Raw genomic sequence first — 24,601 nt, 5'->3', positions numbered from 1 at the left:
ACGACCACGGGCGAGGCCGGTGTCATTCCTCGCCCCTTCGCACTCACTTCACCAAGCCCTATGGAGACGTCAGTTGAAGCTCAGCAGACGCACGTTCACGGCGCTCAGCGCCACCACCGCGGCGAGCCTCGCCCTGCCGCTGCCGACGGCGGGCGCAGCCACTCCCGACGACACGACCGCCCCCGTACCCGAGGCCGACGGGCAGACGCACACCGTCGCCTTCGACAAGTACTCGCTGCTCGTGGACGGCAGCCGGGTCGTCCTGTGGTCGGGCGAGGTGCACCCGTTCCGGCTACCGAGCCCGTCGCTGTGGCGTGACGTGCTGCAGAAGCTGCGCGCGCACGGCTACAACGCCATCAGCATCTACGTCGCGTGGAACTTCCACTCCCCAGCCCCCGGCGTCTACGACTTCACGGGCGTGCGCGACCTCGGCCGCTTCCTGGAGACGGCAGCCGAGGAGGGTCTGTACGTCATCGCGCGCCCCGGCCCGTACATCAACGCGGAGGTCGACGCGGGCGGATTCCCCGGCTGGCTGACGGCCACCAAAGGCACGGCCCGTACCTCGGATCCCACCTATCTGGCGTACGTGGACGAGTACTTGACGGCCGTGAACGAGATCATCGCCCGCTACCAGTACACGCGCGGCAAGGGCACGGTCGTCCTCTACGAGCTGGAGAACGAGTACGCCTCGAACGTGACCAGCCCGGCCGGCAAGGACTACATGGCGCACCTGTACGCGAAGGTCCGCGCCGACGGTATCGACGTCCCGCTGTTCCACAACGACAAGGGCCGCAACGGCTACTGGGCTCCGGGCTCGTTCAGCACGGGTGACGAGTCCGGCCGCTACCTCTACGGATTCGACGGATACCCGTCACCGTCGGGCAACCCGCCGGACTGGGGCTACTTCGGCGTGGGCGGCGCCAAGGGCGGGTCGACGGCGAGCCCCGACACCCCTGGCCTCCTGGCCGAGTTCGGGGGCGGCTGGTTCGACCCGTGGGGCGGCGCCGTGTTCTCCGGCAAGGGATACGAGGAGTCTCGGCGCACCCGCGACGCGGCGTACGAGCGGCGCTTCTACCTCACCAACCTCGCCAACGGAATCAAGATCCACAACGTCTACATGACGTTCGGCGGCACCAGCTGGGGCTGGCTCCCCGCGCCGGTCGTCTACACGTCGTACGACTACGGGGCGGCCCTCGACGAGGCGCGCAATGTCACGTCCAAGCTGACACCCATGCACCAGATGGGCCAACTGCTCCGCTCCGTACCGGACCTGGCGAAGCTGGACCGGGCGCAGGACACGGCGGCCGCCGACCCGGCCCTGAAGGTCTACCACCTGACCAATCCCGACACGGGCGCGCACGTCTATGTCCTGCGCAACGACACGTCGGCGTCCATCACATCGACGCTGCCGCTGGGCTCGGTGAGCTCGGAGGTCACGGTCGGCGCGAAGGACGCGAAGCTCGTCCTGGCCGATACCGCTCTGGGGAAACGGGAGTTGGCGTACTCGACGGTCCAGCCGATGATCCAGCTGAGTGCGGGGCGCCGGGACGTCGCGGTGTTCGCGGGCCGGCCGGGAGAGCCGGCCGAGGCGGCCTTCGCGTACGAGGAGGAACCGGAGGTCTCGGTCCTCGACGGGCCGGCAACCGCGACGTACGAGGACGGAATCCTGCGCATCGCCACCCACCTGGGCGGCCTGGTGAGGGTACTGGTGGGCGGCACGCTCCTCGTCCTGTTCGCGGACGACGAGACATCAGCGCGGCTCTGGCGCTACGACACCCCTTCGGGCCCGGTCCTCGTCCGCGGTCCCGCGCTGCTGCGCCGGGCCGTACTCGACGGCGCCACCCTCCACCTGACGGGCGACACGATCGAGGACACCGACCTGGAGGTGTGGGCGCCGCGCGGCGTGCAGCGGATCACCTGGAACAACGGCCCGGTCCATGTGCGCACCACTCCTTCCGGCAGCTTCGCCGCCGAGCGGGCACTCCCGGGCGTTCCGGAGGTACAGCTGCCCGCGCTCACACACTGGCAGCAACGGCCCGAAAACCCGGAGTCGGAGCAGGACTTCGACGACACGTACTGGACCGTCGCCGACAAGGCGACGTCGTACTCGACGACGCCCGTGCCCGCGGGCCGGCCCGTCCTGTTCGCCGACGACTACGGCTTCCACTACGGCGATGTCTGGTACCGGGGTTCGTTCGACGACGCGAGCGGCGTCGAGTCGGTGAACCTGGCGTACTCCACCGGCACCCAGGGCCTGCTGATGGCCTGGCTCGACGGCCGCCCCCTCGGCACGCACCGGATGCCGGTGCCGACGTCGGCCCAGTCCACCCAGGGCACGTGGACGGCGACGGCGGCCTTCGCCCTGCCCGCCGCACTGCGCACCGCAGGCGGCCATGTCCTCTCGGTCCTCGTCCGCCGCATGCAGCACGACGAGGACGGCGGCGCCCGGGACTCGCACAAGTCGGCGCGCGGCCTGACCGAGGTGGCGTTCACGGGTGCCGACCCGGCCGTGACCTGGCGCATCCAGGGCGCTTCGGGCACGGACCCGGTGCGCGGCCCGCTCAACACGGGCGGCCTGTACGGGGAGCGGCACGGCTGGCACCTGCCGGGGCTCGATCTCGACGCGGACGGCGGCTGGGAGCGGGCCACGTTCCCGGTCGACGGCCCGGCACGCCAGGGGGTCTCCTGGTACCGCACCACGTTCCGGCTCGCCGTCGACCACGACGTGGACGCCTCGATCGGCCTCACGTTCACGGACGACCCGGCCCACGCCTACCGCGTCCAGTTCTACGTCAACGGCTGGAACATGGGCCAGTACATCAACGACGTGGGCCCCCAGCACACGTTCGCCGTCCCGAACGGCATCCTGCGCACCCGTGGCGCCAACACCCTCGCCCTGGCCGTCCTCGCCGACGGCACGACCCCGGCGGGCCCGGGAGACGTACAGCTGACGCTCCTCGGGAGCGCGGCGGGCGGGGTGGAGGTGCGGGCGGTTCTGTCGCCGGGCGTGTAACCACTCCCTGAATGCCACTGAGTGGCCGGAGGGCGACATCCCCTCCGGCCACTCAGTGGCCGACGCCGTGGATCAGCCGAGCCGGATCACGTTCCACGACAGCGGCTCAAGAGTCGTCTTGAGCGTGCCGTCCTCGAGCGTCGTGCCCGTACCCGCGTGCGGCGCAACACGCTCCGGCTCCGCGAGGGTGTTGCGGGCGTCCGGGTCGGCGTCGGACAGCACCGAGTGCTCGACGACCTCACTCAACTCCATGCCATGCAGGCTCACTTCGAGTGGCAGGGAATCCGTCTGGCTGCGGTTGACCGCGAAGACGGTGGCCGTGCCGTCCTCCGCACGGACCGCCGTCGCGTGCAGCAGGTCCGCGCTGCCGTGGCGCCGCGTGTCGTACGTCGGCCCGGACACGCGGACGTCGAGGACCTCGCCCCTCCCGTACCTGGCGGCCTGGGCGAACGGGAAGAACGTCGTCTGGCGCCAGGCCGCGCCGCCGGGCTCGGTCATGATCGGGGCGATGACGTTGACCAGCTGGGCGAGGCAGGCGACCGTCACACGGTCGGCGTGGCGCAGCAGCGCGATGAGGAGCGAGCCGAAGACGACCGCGTCCGTCACCGAGTAGACGTCCTCCAGGAGGCGCGGGGCCTGAGGCCAGTCGAGCGCCGAGACCTCGGCGTCCGTGCGCGACATGTACCAGACGTTCCACTCGTCGAAGGAGAGGTTGATCTTCTTCTTCGACTTGAGGCGCGCGCCCACGTGGTCACAGGTGGCGACGACGTTCTCGATGAACGACTCCATGTCGACCGCCGACGCCAGGAAGGAGTCGCGGTCGCCGTCGTGCTCCTCGTAGTACGCGTGGAGCGAGATGTAGTCGACCAGGTCGTAGGTCTCCTGCAGGACCTTCGCCTCCCACTCGGCGAACGTGTCCATGCCCTGGCCCGAGCTGCCGCAGGCGACCAGCTCGACGTCCTTGTCGATCTGGCGCATCGCCCGGGCCGTCTCGGCGGCGAGCCGCCCGTACTCCTCGGCCGTCTTGTGGCCGGTCTGCCAGGGGCCGTCCATCTCGTTGCCCAGGCACCAGAGCCTGATGCCGAAGGGGTCCTTGTCGCCGTGGGCGATGCGGCGGTCCGACAGCTCCGTGCCCGCCGGATGATTGGCGTACTCCTGGAGCTCTATCGCCTCGGCCACGCCGCGCGTGCCGAGGTTCACCGCCATCATCGGCTCGGCCTGCGGGCCGACCTTCTTCAGGAACGCGATGTACTCGGACAGGCCGAAACGGTTCGACTCCGTCGTGCGCCAGGCCAGGTCGAGGCGGCGCGGGCGCTCCTCGGCGGGGCCGACCGAGTCCTCCCACTTGTAGCCGGAGACGAAGTTGCCACCGGGATAGCGGATGGCGGTGACGCCGAGCTCGCGGACCAGTTCCAGGACGTCCTGGCGCAGGCCCGCCTCATCGGCGGTGGGGTGGTCCGGCTCGAAGATGCCGGTGTAGACACAGCGGCCCAGGTGCTCCACGAAGGAGCCGAAGAGCCGGGGGTCGACCGTGCCGACCGCGAAGGCGGGGTCGAGGGCGAAGCGTGCGGTGCGGGTCATGTCTCCCTCAGGGGTGGCTTGGTCCATCGGTTGGCGCGGATCGTGTCAGCGGACGGCCGGCCAGCCGTCCTTGCCCCAGCTCAGCTCGTTGAGGCCGAGCTTGGGGGTGCCGGAGTCGCCGGCGTCGTAGTAGTGGTACGCGAGTACGTCACGCCCCTTGTCGCGGAAGACGGACTCGCCCCCCGTGCCGACGAACCGGCCGTGCCCGGCGAGGAGCAGCGTGCCGCCGCCCGCCAGGAGCGGGGTGCCGTCCTCGTCCGCGTACGGGCCGGTGACCGAAGTCGAGCGGCCGACCCGGATCTTGTACGTGGAGTTCACGCCGGAGCAGCACGCGTCGTACGAGGCGAAGAGGTAGTAGTAGCGGCCGTGGTGGACGACGGCCGGGCCCTCGACCGCGTACGGGGCGTCGGGGCGGGTCGCCAGATGGTGGACGGTCGCGCCCTCGATCGCCTTGCCGGTCCGCGGGTTCAGCTCGACCATGCGGATGCCGGACCAGTACGAGCCGAAGCTCATCCAGAGTTTCCCGTCGGCCCGGACGACCGCCGGGTCGATGGCGTTCCAGGTGTCGGTGGTCCCGGAGCTGAACACCTTGCCGTGGTCCGTCCACGTACCTGGGAGACCCGATGCGGAGGTGGCGACGCCGATCGCCGAGTGGTTCGTACCCCAGGACGAGACCGCGTAGTAGAGCCAGTACGTGCCGTCGCGGTAGGAGATGTCGGGGGCCCACGGGTCGCCGGTGTCGTTGTACTCGTACCACCAACTCGGGGGCGCGGCGAAGGCGTTGCCCTCGTCGGTCCAGTGGACGCGGTCCTTCGAGAGGCGGGCTCCGATGACACCGCCGGTCGAATAGGCCACGTACTGACCGGACTTGAGCTTGATGACCGTCGGGTCGTGGACGATCTGCTGGCCGGTGATCGCCTGCGGGTCCGGGTAGGCGGCGTCGGCCTGCGCCATCGTGGGGAGCAGGGCGAGAAGGGCGGCGGCCGCCACGGCCGCCAGGGGTCTGCCCACTGCGCGTACGGTCACTGTCCCGCCAATCCTGTGTGGGCCACACCCGCCACGATCTGGCGCTGGAAGAAGACGAAGACGACGATCAGCGGAAGACCCGCCATGAGGCCGCCGGCCATCAGCTGGGCCCACTGGATGCCGTACGAGTTCATGACGGTCGCGATGCCGTTCGGCATGGTCATCAGGTCAGGGTTGTTGGTGACCATGTAGGGCCACAGGAAGTTGTTCCACGACGCGATGAAGGTGAAGATGCCCACCGCCGCGAGCGAGGGCCGGGCGAGCGGCACGACGATGGTGAAGAAGACCCGCCAGCGTCCGGCGCCGTCGATGAACGCGGCCTCCTCCAGTTCCTTGGGGATGCCCTGGAAGAACTTGTAGAGGATGTAGACCATCGCGGCCGGCGCGCACTGCGGCAGGATCATGCCCCAGTACGTGTCGACCATCCCCATCTGCTGGACGGTGGTGAACAGCGGCACGCCGAGGACCGCCGGGGAGACCATGAGTCCGGCCATGACGACGCCCATCAGGACGTTCTTGCCGCGGAAATCGGTGCGGGCGAAGCCGTAGCCGGCGAGCGCGCTCACCGTCAGCACGATCGCGGTCACACAGACCGACACCACGAGGGAGTTGACGAACCAGTCGGTGATGTTGCCGGTCTCGAAGAGCGCCTTCCACGCCTGGCCGGTCCACTCCTTCGGCAGCCAGTGCGGCGGCACCTCGACGGCCTCGGTCTCCGACTTCAGCGAGGTGAACAGGGCCCAGGCGAGCGGCGCCAGGAAGACGGCGGAGACGGCGACACCGAGGAGGGTGAGCACGATCTGGCTGGGCGTCCAGGCCTTGCGTGTACGGGACCTGATGGGTATCTGCGCGGCGTCGGTGGTCATCGCGCGCCCTCCTCACGGTTGCGCAGCAGCCACATCCGCGCGAGGGCGACGGCCGCGATGAGCACGAAGAAGATGATGGAGATGGCGGAGGCGTAGCCCACGCGGTAGCTGGTGAAGCCCTCTTCGAGGGTGTACTGGACGAAGGAGCGTGTGCTGTTCTCCGGCCCAGGGCCGAAGTCCATCATCACGACGGTCTGGTCGAAGAGTTGCAGCGAGGCAAGGATCTGCAGCGCGACCACCAGGCCCGTGATGTTGCGGAGCATCGGCAGGGTGATGTGGACCATCCGGTGCCAGGCGTTCGCACCGTCCAGCTTCGCGGCCTCGTAGAGGTGGCCGGGGATGCCCTGGAGCGCGGCCAGATAGAGCAGGAACGCGAACCCGACCGTCCACCACAGCGTCTCGATGACGATGGCGAGCATGGCGTACGACTTGTCGGTCAGCCAGGGCGTGTCGAGGCCGAAGACGTAATTGACCATGCCCGTACCGGGGTTGAACAGCCACTGCCACAGGTTGCCCGCGACGGTGGACGGCAGGAGGAACGGCATGAAGAAGCACAGCCGCCACAGCCACTTTCCGCGCTCGATGTGGTGGGCGAGCATCGCGAGGAGGAAGGCGAGGACCGTGATGCAGGGGACGACGAGCAGCGTGAAGTAGGCGCTGCGGCCGAGCGAGTCCCACATCATCGAGTCGTGCAGGGCCTCGCGGTAGTTGTCGAGGCCGATGAAGCTCGCCGCGTCGCCGGAGATGTTGGCGTCGGTGAGACTGAGGTAGACGCCGCGCACCAGCGGCCAGATCACGAACAGGACGAAGAGAAGAAGGAACGGGGCCACGAACCAGCCGCCGTGCTGGAAACCCTGCTTGCGGCGGACGGTGGCGCTGTACGCGGCGGTCCTCGCCCGCGCCGGGGCGATGACGGTCTCAGCGCTGGTCGTCGTCATGCGACCGCACCTCCTTGCGCGGCGGTGTGCCCGTCCATCGGGTTCTTCATGGCGAGGAGCTTGACGAGCTGCTTCCTCATGCGGGCGGCGGCCGCGGCCGGCTTGGCGGAGCCCACGGTCGAGGAGACGACGGTCGGGCCGACCTCCTGGGCGAGGATGCCGGTGGAGCCCGCGAACCACACCTTCGGCTCGTTGGCCTGGTGATCCATGGCGCCGGCGTACTCGTGCTGCGGTTCGAGCTTCCTGTACGCGGCCGTGGACAGGGTCGGCGTGTAGGCGGGGATGTGGCCGCCGGCCGCCCACTGCCGGGCGTGCTTGACGACGTACGCGGCGAGCTGGTGCGCGCCCTCGTTGGTGGCGCCGCCGCGGCCGGCCTGGTGCGGCAGCACGAAGGAGTGCGACTCGGCGTGGGTGGCCTGCCGGCCGAACACGGGCGGCAGCGGGGTCGCGCCGTACTCCAGCTTCGCGCCGGAGAAGACCGGGACGGACCAGTTGCCCTCCCAGGTGAAGGGGGTGCCGTTGACGAACTGTTCGGCGCCGACGGTCCCCATGCCCGGGTTGGCGTACCCGTCGGCGACGTGCCGGCGCAGGAACTCCAGGACCTGGGTGGCCTTGTCGGCGTCGAAGGTGACCTCGGTGTTGTCGGCGTTGAACCAGGTGCCGCCGAGCTGGGTGTAGAAGGCGACGAAGAACCACCACTGGAAGTTCTGGTCGTTGATCCACAGACCGATGGTCTGCAGGCCCTTCCTGGTGACCTTCTTGGCCTCCTTCAGCATGCCGAACCAGTCGTCGACCGACGTGACCGGGACGAGCTTGCCGTCGTCTCCGATCAGCCCCGTCTTCTTCAGGACGTCCTTGCGGTAGAAGCAGAGCTGGACGTGGATGTCGAGCGGGAGGGCGTAGAGCTTGCCGTCGATGACGGCGCGCTTCCACAGCCTGGGGTTGAAGTCCGCTTCCCGCACGCCGTACTTGGCGAGCAGGTCCATGTCCCAGGGGTCCAGGAGACGGCCGGGCGAGAAGCCCGTGACACGGCCCAGGTGCATGACGCCGAGGTCGGGCGCGCGGTTGCCCGCGGCCGCCATGGCGAGCTTGGTGTAGAAGGGGTTGCCCCACTGGAGGGTCGAGTCCTTCACGTCGATGCCGGGGTTCGCCTTACGGAAGGCGTCCAGCATCGCGATCATGTTGTAGCCGTCGCCGCCGCTGAAGAGGTTCCAGTAGCGCACACGGGTGTCCGCGCCGGAGGCGAGCGCGTCGGCGCCGGTGCCGAGCGCCGCGAAGCCAATGCTGCCCGCCACGGTCAACCCGCCTATTCCGGCCATGAGTTGCCTGCGGTTCAGGCCAGGTCGTCCCATTCCCTGCCCTTACTGTTCGAAATATCGAATGATGCTCGTAACTTCGAACGGACCGTAGATTCGGGACGCGGCGACGTCAATGGGTTGCACAACACAAAGGTGCGGGCCCCCCACCCGCGTGGGGGTCCCGCACCTTCGAAACGCTCGCTCCGGGCTCAGCCCTCGAACGCGGGTTGCGCCAGACCGCGGCCCATGTCGCGCAGGACGAGCAGCGAACCGGCGTACGGGGACGGGGCGTCGAGGCCGACGCGCGCCGACGTGACGTACAGGTCGGCGAGGTCCGCGCCGCCGAAGGCGCAGGCGGTGGGGCGCTTCACCGGCAGCTCCACGACGCGGTCGAGCGCGCCGGACGGGGTGTAGCGGCGCAGCGCCGAGCCGTCCCAGAGGGCGACCCACACACAGCCGTCGGCGTCGACGGTGAGCCCGTCGGGGTGGCCCGCCCCCTCCTCGACGACCGCGAACTCCCGCCTGTGCACGACCTGTTGACCGTCCACATCGAAAACATCGACGCGCCGCGTCGGGGTGTCGACGTAGTACATGAGCGTGCCGTCGGGGCTCCAGCCGGTGCCGTTGCTGACCGTGACGTCGCCGAGGATCTCGGTGGCGGTCCCGTCGGGCGCGATCCGCAGGAGGTTGCCGCCGCCCGGCGTCTCGTCGTACGCCATGCTGCCGGCCCAGAGCGAGCCGTCGGGGGCGACGGCGGCGTCGTTGCCGCGCCGGCCCGGCACGGGGTCCCGGTGCAGCCAGCGGAAGTCCTTGCCGCCGGGCCCGTACAGGCCGATGCCGTCACGGAGGTTGACGACGAGTCCCGCGCCGCCCGCCCGGGGCTTGGCCGCGCCGACGTGTTGTTCGGTGGCCATGACCGTGCGGCGCCCGGTCGCGGGGTCGTACGTGTGGACCCGGCTGCCGAGGATGTCGACCCAGATCAGCCGGCCGGCCTCCGCGTCCCAGGTGGGCCCCTCCCCGAGCGTGGCCTCCGCGCGGACGGCCACCTCCGGCCTCATCGGCCGGCCCCCCGGTACCCGAGCCGCCCCGACAGGTCGGCGGCGCCCTTCACGGCGAGCTGCGCCAGCTCGTCCTCACGCGACTCGCTCCAGCGGATCATCGGCACCGACACCGAGAGAGCGGCGACGACCCGTCCGGAGCGGTCGCGCACGGGGGCGGCGACGCAGCTGACGTCCGGATTGGACTCGCGGCTCTCGACGGCGACACCCCGCTCCCGGATACCGGCGAGGGCCTCGCGCAGGAGGGCCGGGTCGGTGATGCTGTTCTCCGTCATCGCCATCAGCTCGGCGTCGTCGGGGACACGGGCCGCCAGCTCGGGCTGCGGCAGCGAGGCGAGGAGCATCTTGCCGACGGAGGTGCAGTGCGCGGGCAGCCGGCGCCCCGCGGCGGAGACCATCCGCACGGCGTGGGTGCTGTCGACCTTCGCGATGTAGATGACATCGGTGCCCTCGAGGATCGCCACGTGCACGGTCTCGTCGCAGGTCTCGGCGACCTCGCGGGCCACCTGCTGGCCCTCGGCGGCGAGGTCGAGCTGCTCCGCGTACCGGCTGCCGAGCTGGTAGGGGCGCACGCCCAGGCGGTAGCGGCCGGGCTCGCCCGGGACGGTCACGAGGTAGGAGCGGGCGGTCAGCGTCGTGACCAGCTCGTGCACGGTGGTGCGCGGCAGCTGGAGCTTGCGGACGATGTCCGGGGCGGACAGGGTGCCGTCCCCGTCCAGGAACAGCTCGAGTATGTCGAGAGCCCGGGTCACGGCGGGTACGAGACGCCCCACGGCCGGCCCCCTCTCTATGTTCGAAATTTCAACAGTCGGTCGGTATAGCGAACATAGGCTACTCACAGCCGCGTTGAGGGGGCAATGGGCCCGCAGGTGCCTCCGCGAACCGGGTCGCAACCTTGTGACGGCGCTCACATGCTCCGTACGCGTGTCACAGCCGAGGGGGCCTGATCGTCTTAGGGGGCATGACGAACACGGAGCAGATCTCGGTACTCATCACCGGCGCCAACAAGGGACTTGGCCTGGAGACGGCCCGGCGGCTCGGGGAACTGGGCTGGACGGTCTTCCTCGGCTCGCGCGACGAGGACCGCGGGCGGGCGGCCGCCGACAAGCTGGCCGCCGGTGGCGCAAACGTGGTGACGGTCCCGCTGGACGTGACCTCGGACGAGTCGGTGGCCGCAGCCGTACGACTCGTCCGCGAGCACACCGACCGGCTGGACGTCCTCGTCAACAACGCCGGAGCGCCGGGGAAGGGGACCGCGCCCGCGGACGCGACGGCCGACGACATCCATGCCGTCTACGACACCAATGTGTACGGACCGATCAGGGTCACGCAGGCGTTCCTCCCCCTGCTTCAGGCGGCGGAGAACCCGCGGGTGGTGATGGTGTCGAGCGCCGGCGGTTCCTTCGCGACCGTGACCGATCCGGAGCAGCCCTTCTCGAAGATCCACGAGCTCGGCTACAGCTCGTCGAAGGCGGCGCTGAACATGCTCACCGTCCGGTACGCGCAGGCGCTTCCGGGGATCAAGTTCAACGCCGTCACTCCCGGCGAAGTGGCCAACCGCACCTTCGCCGCCACCGACATGAACGGCCACACCGGCGTGCTGACCGTGACCGAGGGCACCGACTCGATCGTCCGGCTCGCGCTGCTCGACGCTGACGGGCCGAGCGGAACCTTCACCGACCGCCTCGGTCCCGTCGCATGGTGATGATCTACGGGTGCGGGTTTTCCGCCGAGGCTGGGGAGGAACTTGCGTGAGACGGGTCGAGGAGTTCGAGGAGTTCGAGGAGCTGCGGCCGCTGCTGTTCTCGATCGCCTACCGCATCCTGGGCAGTGTGGGCGAGGCCGAGGACGCGGTGCAGGAGACCTGGCTGCGCTTCGCGGCGTCGACGACACAGCCCAGGTCGGCCAAGGCGTTCCTGTCGGCCACCATCACCCGGATCTCGATCGACGTGCTGGGCTCGGCCCGCGTGCGGCGGGAGGCGTACGTCGGGCCGTGGTTCCCCGAGCCGCTCCTGTCCGACCCCTATGAGGATCCGGCGCGCTCGGCGGAGCTGGCCGACTCGGTGTCCATGGCGGCGCTGCTGCTCCTGGAGCGGCTCAGCCCGCTGGAGCGGGCGGTCTTCGTGCTGCGGGAGGTGTTCGCGTTCGGCTTCCCCGAGATCGCCTCGGCCGTGGACCGCTCGGAGGCCGCGTGCCGCCAGCTCGCGGTGCGGGCGCGGCGCCACATGGACGCGGGCCGGCCCCGGTTCGAGGCCGACCGCCAGGAGCGGGAGCAACTGGCGGCGCGGTTCTTCGACGCGCTGCGGGAGGGCGACGTCGACGGCCTGCAAGCGCTGCTCGCCGCCGATGTGTCCCTGGTCGGCGACGGCGGCGGCAACGCCCCGCAGCTCGCCAGGCCCGTCGCGGGCGCGAGCAACGTGGCCCGGCTGCTGGCTTCGGTCTTCCCCGTGATGTTCCGGATCGACGTGACGTCCGAGCCGCACGAGATGAACGGTCAGCCGGGCGCGATCCTGCGCGACCGGGACGGCGGGGTCCTCAACACCGTCACCCTCGACGTGCTCGACGGGCAGATCCAGACGATCCGCTTGGTGATCAACCCCGACAAGCTCGGGCACCTGGGCCCGGTGTCGGACCCATGGGCGGTCGACCGCGAGGTGCGGCAGGCCCGCCGACAGCCGAAGGGCTGACGGACCGGTCACGGCCCTCCGGGCAGATCCCTCAACCGCCGCGCCCGCAACACCAGTTCCAGCTCGAAGCGGCGGTCCGGGTCGTCGATCTCGTCGCCCCACAGCTCGCGGATCTGGCGCAGCCGGTAGCGGACGGTCTGCGGGTGGACGCCGAGGCGGGCGGCCACCTCGGGTGCGCCGCCGCGTGTCTCCAGCCAGGCGAGGAGGGTGTCGGCCATGCGGCGGGCGTGGGTGGGGCCGCAGTGGGCGAGGGGTGCGAGCGCGCGGCGCGACAGGTCGTCGATGAGCTCCTCGGGCTGGAGGAGCACGAGGGCCTGGGTGTGTTCGGTGCAGTGGAGCACCTCGCCCGCCGGGAGCAGCCCGCGCTCCACCAGCCGGACAGCCGCCTCGGCCCAGCGCAGGGACTTCGCCGCGTCCGACAGCGGGACCGGCGGGCCGATCGCGCCCGACCAGCCGGCCATGGCGCGGCGCAGGAGTTCGGGGCGGCCCGCCGCGTCGGGGTCGGGCACGACCATGCGGGGCTGCTCGGTCTCCATGTCGAGGAGCACGCCCTGTCCGACGGCGGGCGCGACCGCCTCGCGCGCGGGGCGCAGGAGCACTCCGACGGAGACCCGGCCGGGCAGGGGCCAGCCGATCCGGGAGGCCCGTTCGGCGAGGGCCCGCGCGGGGTCGGGCGGGGCGGCGCCGCCGCGTTCGCCGTGGCCGGGGTGTTCGGTCTGCTCGGTGAGGAGCAGGTCGATGAGTTTGCGCTGGAGGCGCAGGCGTTCGCCGGCCTGCCGGGCGGCGGCCTCGGCGTAGCCGCGTACGGACTGGTCGACGAGTCCGTCGAGGTACTCGAATCCCGACTCGGCGAGTTCGTACATGGCGGGCGGCGGGATGAGGGCCCGCTGGCCGAGTTCGGCGAGGCGGCGCCAGGCCAGGCGGACGCCGAGCCGGTACATGGCCTGGAGGGAGTCGAGGCTGCGGCCGTGCAGGCTCTGGCCGCGGCCGAACTCCTGGAAGACGGCCGGGTGGGAGCGCGGCCGGTCCTCCGCGTCGGCGAGCTGGAGCTGCACGAAGCCCTCGATGGCTCTGCGGATGCCGACGAGCGCCATGGGCTCGCCGGACTCGTCGAGCACGAGGGGTAAATGGGGGTATTCGCGGCGGATCTCCCGCAGGATGTCCTCCGCGAGGGCGGGCGCCTCGGCCATGGCGAGCCCGGCGAACCGTTTCACCTGGAGCCGGGGCACATCGCGCCAGGCCGAGCGCTCGGGCCGCACGGCGCTGTGGGTCGCGGGGCCGACGGACGGAACGGGGGGCACCCCTCAACGCTCCCGGCCGGCTGTCTCGTACGTCACGAGCGGCACGTTCGGCTGGTCCGGGGTGGCGTCCAGGAGGGCGACGACGCCCAGGGAGGCGCCGAGGGCGAGCACGGCGCCTGCCGCGACGGTCAGGGCGGCGGCGAGCAGTCGGTTCATCGCAGGGTCAGCCTCTCGTTCGGAGGTCGAATCCCCACCCTTTGCGCAGTCCCCTGCCGGGCCCCGTTCCGGCAAGTGCCCAGTGTCTGCAATGCATTGACACTCCGTCAAGGGTGCGCCTACGGTTCCCGGCCCAAAGCCGCGTTGCGCCCGCACCAGACCTCCCTCCCCCACCCCAGGAGTGCCGGATGCGTCGGACAGTCTCACCATTCTCCCTGCTCACACTGGGTCTCGGCGCGTTCCTGCTCGCCCTGGCCCCACTGCTCGCGTGGTACGTCGAGCCGCGCGCCGAACGCACCCCCGTCGACGTCGACACGACGACCGTGTTCACCGGAACCGGAAGCTATTTCGACACCGGCGCGGTGAAGACCGTGCGCGGCAGGAGGATCACCGTCACGCGCCAGGTGCGCGGCGATGTGGCCGCGTCCGAGAAGAGCGGCCGGGCGGTGTGGGACGTGTCCACGTCCGTCGACACCGACGCGTCGCTGCCCGCGGCCGACCCGCACGACGCGCTCCAGTGGACCCTGGAGCGCTGGGTCACCGACCGCAGGACCAACGCACCCGTGCACTGCTGCGGCGAGCAGCCGTCCTTCGAGGGCGAGGCCTACCTCAAGTTCCCCTTCGACGTGCAGAAGCGCGCCTACCGCTGGTGGGACAACACGCTCGGCGCGACGGTCACGCTCTCCTACCGGGGCACGAAGCAGGTCCAGGGCTACGAGGGCTACCGCTTCACCGGCACCGTCCCCGCCACGAGGACCGGGTCGCGCCTGGTGCCCGGGACGATCGTGGGACAGCCGAAGCGGAATCAGGTCCTGGCCGAGGAGTGGTACGCGAACCACGGCATCGAGCTGGTCGTGGACAAGAAGACGGGCCGGATCGTCTACGCGGCGATCGGCCCGCGCAAGACGCTGCGCGCCCCCGGTTCGGCGAAGGACGCGGTGGTACTTCTGGACAGCGAGCGCATCGCGTTCACCCCGGCCACACAGCGCCGGCAGGTCGCTCTCGCCGACGACGACAGCGGCCGGCTCCACCTCCTCGGCACGACGCTCCCGCTCACGGCGGGCGCGGCCGGCCTGGTGCTCGCGGCACTGGGTGCCGTGTTCGTCGTACGGGGCAGGGGCGGACGGGGCGGTACGGGCGGGAGGGGGCCGTCGAATCCCGATTCGTCCCCAACAGTGCTGGAACCCTCCACGATGTGATGAGACGTCAGCTCCGGAAAGCTGAGAATTTGTCACCTCGGTGAGTAGCCGCATCGAACAGCTCGGCGAAAACTGTCCCACCCCACCCCCCGCACAGTTCAGGCACGGCCCCCGCACAGCCCCGGCACAGCTCCTCCGTGACCGCCGCCCCGGCACCCCGTTCCGCAGCCTGAGCCAGCCCCGTGAAGGCATCCCCAACGGCACCGCAAAGGCATTCCTGAAACGCCCAGCGCAAGTCCCCCCACACAGTTCCGCACCCCGAGACGAGTTGGAGCACCCATGCCCCAGCACGTGCCCACCCCCCTGCGCACGCCCCACCCGGGCGACGCGCGTCCCCACCCGGCGCTTCCCCCACCGCCGCGCCGGATCGTCTTCCTCGCCCACCGCGACCTCGGCAATCCGGCCGCGGGCGGCTCCGAACTCCTCGTCGACCGGCTGGCCGACGGGCTGACCCGCCTGGGACACGAGGTGACGCTCCTGTGCGGCGGACCCGCCGCGTTCCGCGACTACCGCGTCGTGTCGGCGGGCGGCGACCTCGGCCACTATCTGCGGGCGCGCTCCGCCTTCGCCCGCCAGGTCGGCGACTGCGACCTGCTCGTGGAGGTGTGCAACGGCATGCCGTACCTGGCACCGCTGTGGCACCGCGGCCCGACGCTGCGCCTGGTCAACCACGTCCACACCGATCTGTGGCGCATGCGCTTCGGCGGGCCGCTCGCGCCGGCCGCGCGGCTCGGGCGGAGACTGGAGCACTGGGCGCTGTCCGGCGCCGAGCGCCGCGGTCTGCTGGTGGCCGTCTCGCCGTCGACGGCGGCCGCGCTGCGGGCGCTCGGCGTCGAACGGGAGCGCATCCGCGTCGTCCACAACGGCGTCGAGGAGCCGGGCCCGCGCGCGGACCGCTCCCGTGAGCCGCTCTTCCTCGCGATGGGCCGGCTCGTCGAGTACAAGCGGATCGATCTGCTGCTGCGGCTGTGGGAGCGGGTGCGGCCGGTCACCGGCGGCCGGCTCCTGATCGTCGGCGACGGGCCCGAGCGGGAACGGCTCGAACAACTCGCGGGCCCCGGCGTCGAGTTCAGGGGCCATGTCTCCGAGGCCGAGAAGAACCGGCTGTTGTGCGAGGCATGGCTGCTGCTGCACCCCTCCGCCGTGGAAGGCTGGGGCCTGGTCGTCACGGAGGCCGCCGCGCGCGGGACCCCGGCGATCGGCTTCGACGTGCCGGGCCTGCGCGACTCCGTGGAGGACGGCGTCACGGGTCTCCTCGCGCGCGGCGAGTCGTCGTTCGCGGCGGCCTGGTGCGCGCTGGCCCTGTCGGGTCAGCGGCGGAGGCTGATGGGCAAGGCCGCCGAGGAACGCGCCGCGACCTTCCGCTGGGCGCACACGGTGCGGCAGTTCAGAGCCGTGGCCGCCGAGGCGGTGAGGAGCCCCACGCCATGACGCACTCGACACGGACGTCCCCGCCCGACCCGTCGCTGCGCCGCTCACTCGCCCTGTTCCGCGCGTTCCTGCGCGAACAGCAGGACCCCGAGGCCTGCTACTCGCTGCTGGCCCGCGACGCCGCCGACCAGGTCGAGGCGGTCTGCGGCGACGTACGCGGAAAAGTCGTCGTCGATGTGGGCGGCGGGTCCGGCTACTTCACGCGGGAGTTCCGGCGGCGCGGCGCGCACGGCTTCCTCTTCGAGCCCGACGCAAGGGAGTTGGGCGAGCGGCCGTCCGCTCCCGCAGTCGTCGCGGACGGCTATCTGCTGCCGCTCGCGGAGGGCGCGGCCGACGTCACCTTCTCCTCGAACGTCCTGGAACACGTGGAGGACCCGCAGACATTTCTCAGCGAGCTGGTCCGCGTGACGCGGCCCGGCGGGATCGTCTATCTCTCGTTCACCAACTGGCTGTCCCCGTGGGGCGGTCACGAGTGGGCGCCCTGGCACTACCTGGGCGCCGACCGGGCCGGCGCCCGCTATCAGCGGCGCACGGGCAGGCCGCCCAAGCACACGCTCGGCGAGAACCTCTTCGCGCATCACATCGGCCCGACGCTGCGCCAGGTCAGGGCCCGTGACGACATCACCGTCGTCTCCGCGCGCTCCCGCTACTGGCCGTTCCTCGCGGCGACCGTCGCGAAGGTGCCGGGGGTGCGCGAGTTCGCCACCTGGAACCTCCTCCTCATCCTCCGGCGGTGTTCTCCATGACGAGCACGGTCCAGGCGCCGCCCCCGGCAGCGGCCCGCCCCGCCCACTCCCGGCCGGGCCACGGGCGGGGGCCGCGCTCGAGGCGCTGGCTGCTGGCCTTCTGGGCCACGGTGTTCGTGCTGTTCGTGGCGGTGTCGCCCGGGCGCATGACGTTCGACACGAAGCTGGGCGTCGCGCTCGACCCGTGGAAGTTCCTCACGGACCTGGGCGACCTGTGGCACGACCGGGCGGGCTTCGGCGGGATCTTCGACCAGTACGTGGGCTACTCGTTCCCGATGCTGCCCTACTACGGGCTGGCGCGCCTGACGCATCTGCCGGTGTGGCTGGCCGAACGGCTGTGGCTGTCGATCATCGTGACCGTGGCGTTCTGGGGCGCCCTGCGCCTCGCGGAGCGCCTGAAGATCGGCAGCCCGCGCACCCGGCTGCTCGGCGCGGTGGCCTACGCGCTGTGGCCGGCGTTCACCATCGTCGTCGGCTCGACGTCGGCCGCCGTCCTGCCGGGCGCGTTCCTTCCGTGGGTGCTGCTGCCGCTCACGAACGACCGCACGAGCGCACGCGTCGCGGCGACGCGCTCGGCGCTCCTCATCCCGTTCATGGGCGGGGTGAACGCGGCGGCCACGCTCGCCTCCCTCCTCCCGGTGGGCCTCTACCTCCTGTCCCGCCCGCCGGGCCCGCGCCGCCGCAAGCTGATCGCGTGGTGGACCCCGTCGGTGATCCTCGCGACGGCCTGGTGGATCCTGCCGCTCCTCCTCCTGGGCGTCTACGGCGAGAACTTCCTTCCGTACGTGGAGACTTCGCAGACCACGACGGGCACCATGTCGGCCGCCGAGTCCCTGCGCGGCGCCGGGAACTGGGTGGCGTATCTGCACTTCGGCGAGGCCTGGCTGCCGGCCGGATGGACGGTCGCGACGGCGGCCGTGACCGTCGTCGGCTCGGCGCTCGCGGCGGCCTTCGGGCTCGCGGGGCTCGCCCGCCGCGATCTGCCGGAACGCCGCTGGCTCGTCCTGACGGTCCTCACGGTCGCGCTGATCACGCTCGCGGGCTACGGCGGTGCGCTCGGCGCGCCTTTCCACTCCACGGTGCAGTCCTGGCTGAACGGCGGCCTGGTCCCGTTCCGCAACATCTACAAGTTCCAGACCGGCCTGGGGCTCGCCCTCGCCTTCGGGCTGACGCATGTGACGGCGGTCGCGGCCGAGCCGCGCGGCGCCCGCCCCCTGCGCCACCGCCGGTACGCGCCCCTCGTGGCGGCGGTGCTCATCCTGCCGGGACTCGCCTGGCCCTACCTCAACGGCTCGATCCTGCAACCGGGTTCGTTCCGCACCCTGCCCGCGTACTGGGACACGACCGCGCACTGGCTGAAGAAGCACTCGACCGACTCGCGCGCCCTCGTCGTGCCCGCCACCGCGCACGGCATCTACACCTGGGGCTCCCCCATCGACCAGCCCCTCGACGTCCTCGCCGACTCGCGCTGGGCGCAGCGCGACTACGTACCGTTCGGCACACCCGGCAACCGCCGCGCCCTCGACGCCGTCGAGCAGGCCCTGACCACCGGAGGTGAGGTCCCGGGCCTCCAGGACTACTTGAGCAGGGCGGGCCTGCACTACGTCGTCGTCCGCAACGACCTCGACCCCGACCAGCTGGGCTACGTACCGACCGCGACCGTCAGGCGCACCCTGGAGGAGTCCGGGTACCGGCGCGTCACCGGGTTCGGGCCCGTCACGACCGGCGGGCGCATCTCCGAGGGCACCCCGCTCCAGATCGAGGGCCTCTATCCGCGCCGGCGCGCGGTGGAGATCTACGCGCCCGGCTCCGCGCGCAACCCCGGGCAGGCAGCCCTGCTGCCGGTCTCCGGCACCGCGGAGGTCAGCGGCGGCCCCGAGGCGCTCCTGCCGCTGTCCGCCGACCCCGGGATGCGCGGCCGGCCCACCGTCCTGGCCGGCGACAACCACCCGGGCATCGGCACGCCCGCGCTGCGCACGGCCGGTGACGGACTCCGCCGCGCGGACACCCGCTTCGGTCTGGTCGGCTCCAACACCTCGTACACGTACACACCGACCGAACGGAACTCCCCGGGCAGCACGCAGGACCCTGGGGCGAAGCCGCGGCAGATCCTGCCGGGCGAGGGGGTCCGTCATCAGACGACCGCCGTGCTGCGCGGGGCCGCGCAGGTCACGGCGTCGTCGAGCGGGAACTGGCTGTTCCACCTGCCGCAGTACGACCCGGTGAACGCGTTCGACGGCGACCCGGACACGGCGTGGGCGGAGGGCACACCGGGCACGCCCGACGGGCAGTGGCTGCGGATCGCGTTCTCCGCGAAGACACCCGTGCCCGGCACGCTCCAGGTGACTCCCCTGCCGCAGGAGGGAGTCCGGGCCGCGCCGACCCGGATCCGCGTACAGACGGAAATCGGCTCGGCCACCTCCACCCTTCAGGCGAACGGCAGGCGCCAGACCGTCAAGGCTCCTGAGGGAAACAGCAGTTGGCTGCGGATCACGATCCTGGACGCGCAGGCGGGGCACACGGGGCTCGCGGGCGCGGGCTTCTCCGACGTCGACATCCCCGGCGTCCAGGTGACCCGGCTGCTGCGGCTGCCCCAGGACTCCACGGACGCACAGCAGTTCAGCTTCCACGCGACCACCGAGGAGCCGAACCTCGGGCGCCGCTTCACGACCGCCGAAGGCGGCGCGTACACCCTCAAGGCGAGCGCGCGGCCCGCTCCGGGCGACGCGTTCGACAAGCTCCTCTACGACGTGGCGCCCGATCAGCGCCGCCGCATCACGGCCACCGCGGACTCCACGTCCGCGCTCGGCGGCGATCTGTCGGCGCGCAACCTCACGGACGGCGACCTGACCACGGCGTGGATCGCGGGCGACCGGCCCACCATCCATCTGCGCTGGCCGGACAAGCAGCCGGTGGGAGAGGTCGTACTCGCCGCCGCGGGCGGCCTGTCCACCCGGCCCGAGAAGATCGAGATCAGTTCGCCGGACGGAGCGGCGGTGGCGGGTGTCGACGAGAACGGCGTGGCCCGCTTCGACCCGATCACCACGGACCGACTGGACATCACCGTCACCGCGACGGCGCCCCTCACCGTCCACAACCCGGTGGCGGACGCCGATCTGCAACTGCCGGTGGGGCTGACGGAGGCGTACCTCCCGGCGCTCGACCAGTACCGCACCCCGCAGCCGTCCCCGACCCGCACGTTCAGCCTGTCCTGCGGCAAGGGGCCCGAGGTCACCGTCGACGGGACGCGGTACGCGACGCGCGCGCAGGGGTCGGTCAGGGACCTGGTGGAGCGCCGCCCGATCACCGTCACCCGGTGCGGGAAAGCCCCCGCATCGCTCGAACTCCCGGCCGGCACCCACACCCTGGAGACACCGCAGGACAAGGGCCCCCTCCGTCTCACCGACGCCACCCTCACCCGCACCGACGCGCCCTCTGCCGCCCCGCCCGCCGGCCGCGATCTGCGTATCCGCGACTGGCTCGGCGACCGCAAGGAGGTGACCGTCGGCTCCGGCCCCGCCACCTATCTGACGACGTACGAGAACGTGAACGACGGCTGGAAGGCGACCCTCGACGGCAAGGAGCTGACGCCGTTGCGCCTGGACGGCTGGCAGCAGGGCTTCCTCGTCCCCCAGGGCGCGGGCGGCACCGTGAAGCTGAGTTACGAGCCGGCGCGGACGTACGAGGCCGGGCTGTTCGGCGGGGCCGCGGGCGTGCTCGCGCTGGCCGGGATCGCCCTGTTCCGGCGGCGCGCCGCGGCTACAGATGTGATGCCGCCCGCCCCGCCGCCCGGGCTGCTGCTCGGCACGGTGGCGCTCACCCTCGTCGGCGCGGTGATCGCGGGCCCGCTCGCGCTGCTCGTCCCGGCGCTCGCGCTCGTGGCGTGGCGGCGGCACGCACTCCTCGTCCCGATCGCGTTCCTGGCGATGGCGGGCGCGGGGGTCGCCGCCGCGGTGGGGGCCGGGGAGCCGTCCCGGTCGGCCGCGGGCGCGTTCGGCCCGGTGGCCCAACTCCTCGCGCTGATCGCCCTGTTCGCGGCGCTGGCGACCACCCGCAGGCCGCCGGACACCGCGGCCGGCCCGTCGCAGGAAGGCGAAGCATGAGCGTTCCGGCCCCGCCCGCGCCGCGGCGCGTCCCGTTCCCCGTGGTCGACGAGGTCGCCCGGCACTGTCTCCAGGACGAGGAGCCGGAGACCGTCCACATCGAGGTCCACCTGCCGGGCGCTCCGGACCCCGCATGCCTGAAGGCCGCGTTCGCCGAGGCGCTGCGCCGCCATCCGCGCATCCTGATGCGGGAGGCGGCGGGCCCCTGGTACCGGCGGCGCTACGAGTGGGAGCTGACCCGCGGGCCCGATGTGGACGTGGTCGCCTTCCCGCCGCCGGGGCCGGACGCGCTCAAGGACGCGAGGACGCGGGCGCTGACGCACGCCCCGCCGCTGACCGCGTCGCCGCCGATCCGTCTGGAGGTGGTGCGGCAGCGGGAGGACGGTGCCGCGGTCCTCTTCCTCACCATCAACCACACCGCGCTGGACGGCCCGGCCTGTCTGCGCGTTCTCGCGACGGCGGCCGAGATCTACGGGGGGCACGACGACGCCCCCGGCGCGCCTCCGCCACACAGGGCGCCGCCCGGGGCGCCGGGGCCCGCCCTGCGCGGGCCCTCGCCGTGGACCCCGCCCGCCCGCGTCGCCCCCGGCACCCCCGATCCCTCGTCGGCCCTCTCGCCCGGCAACGGCCTCCTCGTCGCGGACCTGCCCGTGCCGCACCGGCCCGCCGGCGCCCCGTACACCGTCAACGACCAGCTCATGGCCGCCACCGCCCTGATGATCACGCACTGGAACAGGGAGCACGGCGCGCGCCCGCGCCCCCTGCGCATCACGATGCCGGTGGACGACCGGCCCCGGGGCGCGGACATGCCGATCGGCAACGGCACCCGGCTCGTCGAAGTCACCTTCGAACCACAGGAGTTGGCGCCTACGGGCATCCCGCTCCTGCTGCACCGCACCTCGGTGCGCACCCGCGCGCTCAAGGCCCTCGACCGGCCCCAGCTCGGCCACGGCGCCGCCCTCCTCACCGCTCCGCTCGCCCCGGTCGCCTGGCGCGCCGCGGTCACGCGCGGGCTGCGCAGGGCCGCCGCACCCTGGACGTCGACCACGCTGCTCAGCAACATCGGCCGCGTCCCCTACCCGCTCGACTTCGGCGACGCGGGCCGCGCCCACGCCGTCTGGTTCTCGGCCCCCGCGCGCATGCCGCGCGGCCTGACCGTGACGACCGCGTCCACGGCGGGCCGGCTGCACCTCGCCCTGCGCTGGTCGCGCGCCCTGCTCGGACCGGGCGACGGCGACCGGCTGCTTGACCTGTTCGAGCACTACCTGCACGCGACGCAGGAGGCGACGCCATGACCACCACGTCCGCCCCGCCGGGGCTGCGGGACTTCTACGAGGACCCGGCGACCCCGGTCGCCTCCGGCGCACAGCGCTCCCACCGCCAGGCCCGCGCGCTCGCCACCGCCCTCGGCAGGCCCGCGCCCTTCCCCGCCACGGTCGTCGACATCGGCTGCGGCGACGGGCAGGCCGCGGCCACCGCGGCGCCGCTCCTCGCGGGCCACCGCATCGTCGGCGTCGACTGGTCGCAGGACGCCCTCAAGCGGGCCAGGGCCCGAATCCCGGACGTGGTGCGGGGTGAACTCACCGCGAGCGGGTTGCCGTTCGCGGCGGGCTCCGCCGACGCCGTCCTGTTCAGCGAGGTGATCGAGCACCTCGTCGACCCCGATGCCGCGCTCGACGAGATCCGCCGGATCCTGCGCCCCGGCGGCCATCTCATGCTGTCCACGCCGAACCTCGCCGCCTGGTACAACCGTGCCCTGCTCCTCGCCGGTGTGCAGCCCGTCTTCTCCGAGGTCAGCCTGCGCGCGGTGCACGGCCGCCCGGGCAGCGAGGTCGTGGGCCATCTGCGGCTGTACACGGCCCGCGCGCTGCGGTCGTTCGTGGCGGCGGCGGGCTTCGACGTCGTACGGGTCACGGGCGCGCCCTTCCACGGGGTGCCGCGCCCGCTGCGTCCCCTGGACCGGCTCGCCTGCGCGGCCCCTTCCCTCTCGTCGATCCTCCTGCTGCACGCCAGGAAGACGTGAGCGGGATGACCGCCATGTGGTGGGGCGTCGGCGCGGCGCTCCTCGCGAACGTCCTCTACAGCACCGGGTTCGTCCTGGAGAAGCGGGCGCTCGCCGCGCTGCCGCAGATCAGCGTGCGCCGCCCGGCCCACCTGGTGCGCCTCGTCGCCGGCAGTCCCCTCTGGCTCGGCGGCTCCCTGGCCCTGGCCGCCGGGTTCGGGGCACAGCTCGCCGTCTACAGAACGCTTCCCATCGCCGCCGCGCAGGCCATCTTCGTCTCCGGCCTCGTCCTGCTGCTGCTCCTGTCCTCGGCGCTCCTCGGGGAGCGGACGACGGGCCGGGAGCGGTACGCGATCGGGGCGATCCTCGCCGCGCTCCTCATGGTCGTACTGTCCCTGCGGCAGGGCAGCGACACGGTCAGCAAGGGCGCGCCCGCCGCGCTGATCCTCGGGGTGTGCGTGCCGACGCTCGCGGCGGGGCTGCTCCTGTACGGCCTCGCCGAGCGCAGGACGCGCCGCCGGCACCGCCTCCCGACGACCGGCGTCGAGTACGGGGTCGCGGTGGGCCTGCTCTACGGCGTGAGCTCGCTGGCCATCAAGGGGGTCGCCGGGTATCTGACCACGGACCGGCTCGGCGCTGCCGCGCTGCACCTGCTGACCTCGCCCTACCCCTATCTCCTGCTGTGCACGGGCGGGTTCGGGCTCGTCATGTCGCAGGCGGCGCTCCAGCGGTGCCGCGCCTCGCTGATCGTGCCGGTGTGCTCGACGGTGACGTGCCTGTTCACGGCCGTGCTCGGCACGCTCGCGTTCGGCGAGTCACTGCCACGCGAACCGGTGGCGCTCGTGCTGCGCCTGACCGGCACGCTCCTCGCCGTGTCCGTACTGCTCCTCATGCCGAAGCACGACGAACCGCCGCCCCGAACACCCTCGCCCGCAAAGGAGTTGGCCCACCGTGAAGCCCGATGACCCGCTGCTGAGGATCCTGGCCTGCCCGCTCGACAAGGGTCCCCTGCATCTCCTCCCGCCCGATGACGACGCCCTTCTGTCGGGCGAGGCGCTCTACAACCCCCGGCTGCGGCGCCGCTACCCGATCGTCGACGGCATCCCCCAGCTCCTGCCCTCGTCGGGCGAGCAGGTCCCGGAGGACGAGCACGAGCGGCTGCTCGATCGGATGTCGCCCTGACGGCGCGGCCGCCG

The 24,601-nt window shown here is 72.0% G+C and carries 20 protein-coding genes; 11 read left to right on the top strand and 9 right to left on the bottom strand.

What is annotated here, in order from left to right:
• Positions 1–73 precede the first annotated feature (73 nt).
• Positions 74–3,013 carry a glycoside hydrolase family 35 protein gene (locus OG698_RS31065; RefSeq protein ID WP_406106942.1) on the top strand — a complete coding sequence of 980 codons (2,940 nt, stop codon included), beginning with the start codon at positions 74–76 and terminating at the stop codon, positions 3,011–3,013.
• 72 nt (positions 3,014–3,085) lie between these two features.
• Here the strand turns inward: OG698_RS31065 and OG698_RS31060 are convergent, their stop codons facing one another.
• From OG698_RS31060 to OG698_RS31030, 7 genes are all read right to left on the bottom strand, one after another.
• Positions 3,086–4,594: an alpha-N-arabinofuranosidase gene (locus OG698_RS31060; protein ID WP_406106941.1), complete on the bottom strand. Its 1,509-nt coding sequence runs from the start codon at positions 4,592–4,594 to the stop codon at positions 3,086–3,088.
• Between the two features lie 45 nt (positions 4,595–4,639).
• Entirely contained in the window at positions 4,640–5,548 is a 909-nt protein-coding gene (locus tag OG698_RS31055) for an arabinan endo-1,5-alpha-L-arabinosidase (RefSeq protein ID WP_406111387.1), read from the bottom strand.
• A 68-nt stretch (positions 5,549–5,616) separates the two neighbouring features.
• Positions 5,617–6,486: a carbohydrate ABC transporter permease gene (locus OG698_RS31050; protein WP_406106939.1), complete on the bottom strand. Its 870-nt coding sequence runs from the start codon at positions 6,484–6,486 to the stop codon at positions 5,617–5,619.
• Positions 6,483–7,424 carry a carbohydrate ABC transporter permease gene (locus tag OG698_RS31045; protein ID WP_406106938.1) on the bottom strand — a complete coding sequence of 314 codons (942 nt, stop codon included), beginning with the start codon at positions 7,422–7,424 and terminating at the stop codon, positions 6,483–6,485. The genes OG698_RS31050 and OG698_RS31045 overlap by 4 nt, the downstream gene beginning before the upstream one ends.
• A complete protein-coding gene (locus OG698_RS31040; RefSeq protein WP_406106936.1) occupies positions 7,421–8,776 on the bottom strand; it encodes an extracellular solute-binding protein in 1,356 nt (451 codons plus the stop codon). The genes OG698_RS31045 and OG698_RS31040 overlap by 4 nt, the downstream gene beginning before the upstream one ends.
• A gap of 155 nt (positions 8,777–8,931) precedes the next feature.
• The gene (locus OG698_RS31035; protein ID WP_406106934.1) at positions 8,932–9,780 is read right to left on the bottom strand and encodes an SMP-30/gluconolactonase/LRE family protein; all 849 of its coding nucleotides are present in this window, start codon (positions 9,778–9,780) and stop codon (positions 8,932–8,934) included.
• Positions 9,777–10,553: an IclR family transcriptional regulator gene (locus tag OG698_RS31030; protein WP_406106932.1), complete on the bottom strand. Its 777-nt coding sequence runs from the start codon at positions 10,551–10,553 to the stop codon at positions 9,777–9,779. Before OG698_RS31030 ends, OG698_RS31035 begins: the two co-directional genes overlap by 4 nt.
• Before the next feature lie 188 nt (positions 10,554–10,741).
• Here OG698_RS31030 and OG698_RS31025 point away from each other — a divergent pair, with 188 nt between their 5' ends.
• Together OG698_RS31025 and OG698_RS31020 are read left to right on the top strand one after the other, a co-directional pair.
• The gene (locus OG698_RS31025; RefSeq protein ID WP_406106930.1) at positions 10,742–11,485 is read left to right on the top strand and encodes an SDR family oxidoreductase; all 744 of its coding nucleotides are present in this window, start codon (positions 10,742–10,744) and stop codon (positions 11,483–11,485) included.
• 46 nt (positions 11,486–11,531) lie between these two features.
• On the top strand, positions 11,532–12,467 hold the full coding sequence (locus tag OG698_RS31020; RefSeq protein ID WP_406106929.1) for an RNA polymerase sigma-70 factor: 936 nt from the start codon (positions 11,532–11,534) through the stop codon (positions 12,465–12,467).
• Between the two features lie 8 nt (positions 12,468–12,475).
• On the opposite strand, the gene OG698_RS31015 is transcribed toward OG698_RS31020, so the two are convergent.
• Entirely contained in the window at positions 12,476–13,768 is a 1,293-nt protein-coding gene (locus OG698_RS31015; RefSeq protein WP_406106927.1) for a helix-turn-helix domain-containing protein, read from the bottom strand.
• Positions 13,769–13,771: 3 nt separating this feature from the next.
• Positions 13,772–13,924 carry a hypothetical protein gene (locus OG698_RS31010; protein WP_406106926.1) on the bottom strand — a complete coding sequence of 51 codons (153 nt, stop codon included), beginning with the start codon at positions 13,922–13,924 and terminating at the stop codon, positions 13,772–13,774.
• Between the two features lie 188 nt (positions 13,925–14,112).
• On the opposite strand from OG698_RS31010, the gene OG698_RS31005 reads away from it, so the two are divergent.
• From OG698_RS31005 to OG698_RS30970, 8 genes are all read left to right on the top strand, one after another.
• A complete protein-coding gene (locus tag OG698_RS31005; RefSeq protein ID WP_406106924.1) occupies positions 14,113–15,123 on the top strand; it encodes a DUF3068 domain-containing protein in 1,011 nt (336 codons plus the stop codon).
• A gap of 279 nt (positions 15,124–15,402) precedes the next feature.
• Positions 15,403–16,554 (top strand): glycosyltransferase family 4 protein, encoded by a 1,152-nt coding sequence (locus OG698_RS31000; protein ID WP_406106923.1) that lies wholly within the window; start codon positions 15,403–15,405, stop codon positions 16,552–16,554.
• Positions 16,551–17,300 carry a class I SAM-dependent methyltransferase gene (locus OG698_RS30995; protein ID WP_406106921.1) on the top strand — a complete coding sequence of 250 codons (750 nt, stop codon included), beginning with the start codon at positions 16,551–16,553 and terminating at the stop codon, positions 17,298–17,300. Before OG698_RS31000 ends, OG698_RS30995 begins: the two co-directional genes overlap by 4 nt.
• Positions 17,297–21,403: an alpha-(1->3)-arabinofuranosyltransferase family protein gene (locus OG698_RS30990; RefSeq protein ID WP_406106919.1), complete on the top strand. Its 4,107-nt coding sequence runs from the start codon at positions 17,297–17,299 to the stop codon at positions 21,401–21,403. The genes OG698_RS30995 and OG698_RS30990 overlap by 4 nt, the downstream gene beginning before the upstream one ends.
• Positions 21,400–22,698: a condensation protein gene (locus OG698_RS30985; protein ID WP_406106917.1), complete on the top strand. Its 1,299-nt coding sequence runs from the start codon at positions 21,400–21,402 to the stop codon at positions 22,696–22,698. The genes OG698_RS30990 and OG698_RS30985 overlap by 4 nt, the downstream gene beginning before the upstream one ends.
• Positions 22,695–23,426: a class I SAM-dependent methyltransferase gene (locus tag OG698_RS30980; protein ID WP_406106916.1), complete on the top strand. Its 732-nt coding sequence runs from the start codon at positions 22,695–22,697 to the stop codon at positions 23,424–23,426. The genes OG698_RS30985 and OG698_RS30980 overlap by 4 nt, the downstream gene beginning before the upstream one ends.
• 14 nt (positions 23,427–23,440) lie before the next feature.
• On the top strand, positions 23,441–24,370 hold the full coding sequence (locus tag OG698_RS30975; protein WP_406111385.1) for a hypothetical protein: 930 nt from the start codon (positions 23,441–23,443) through the stop codon (positions 24,368–24,370).
• A complete protein-coding gene (locus OG698_RS30970; RefSeq protein ID WP_399979900.1) occupies positions 24,357–24,587 on the top strand; it encodes a Trm112 family protein in 231 nt (76 codons plus the stop codon). The genes OG698_RS30975 and OG698_RS30970 overlap by 14 nt, the downstream gene beginning before the upstream one ends.
• The last annotated feature ends 14 nt before the right edge of the window (positions 24,588–24,601 follow it).

The organism is Streptomyces sp. NBC_01003 (assembly GCF_045162695.1).
Taxonomy (GTDB): domain Bacteria; phylum Actinomycetota; class Actinomycetes; order Streptomycetales; family Streptomycetaceae; genus Streptomyces.
This window is presented reverse-complemented; position numbering and strand designations above follow the sequence as displayed.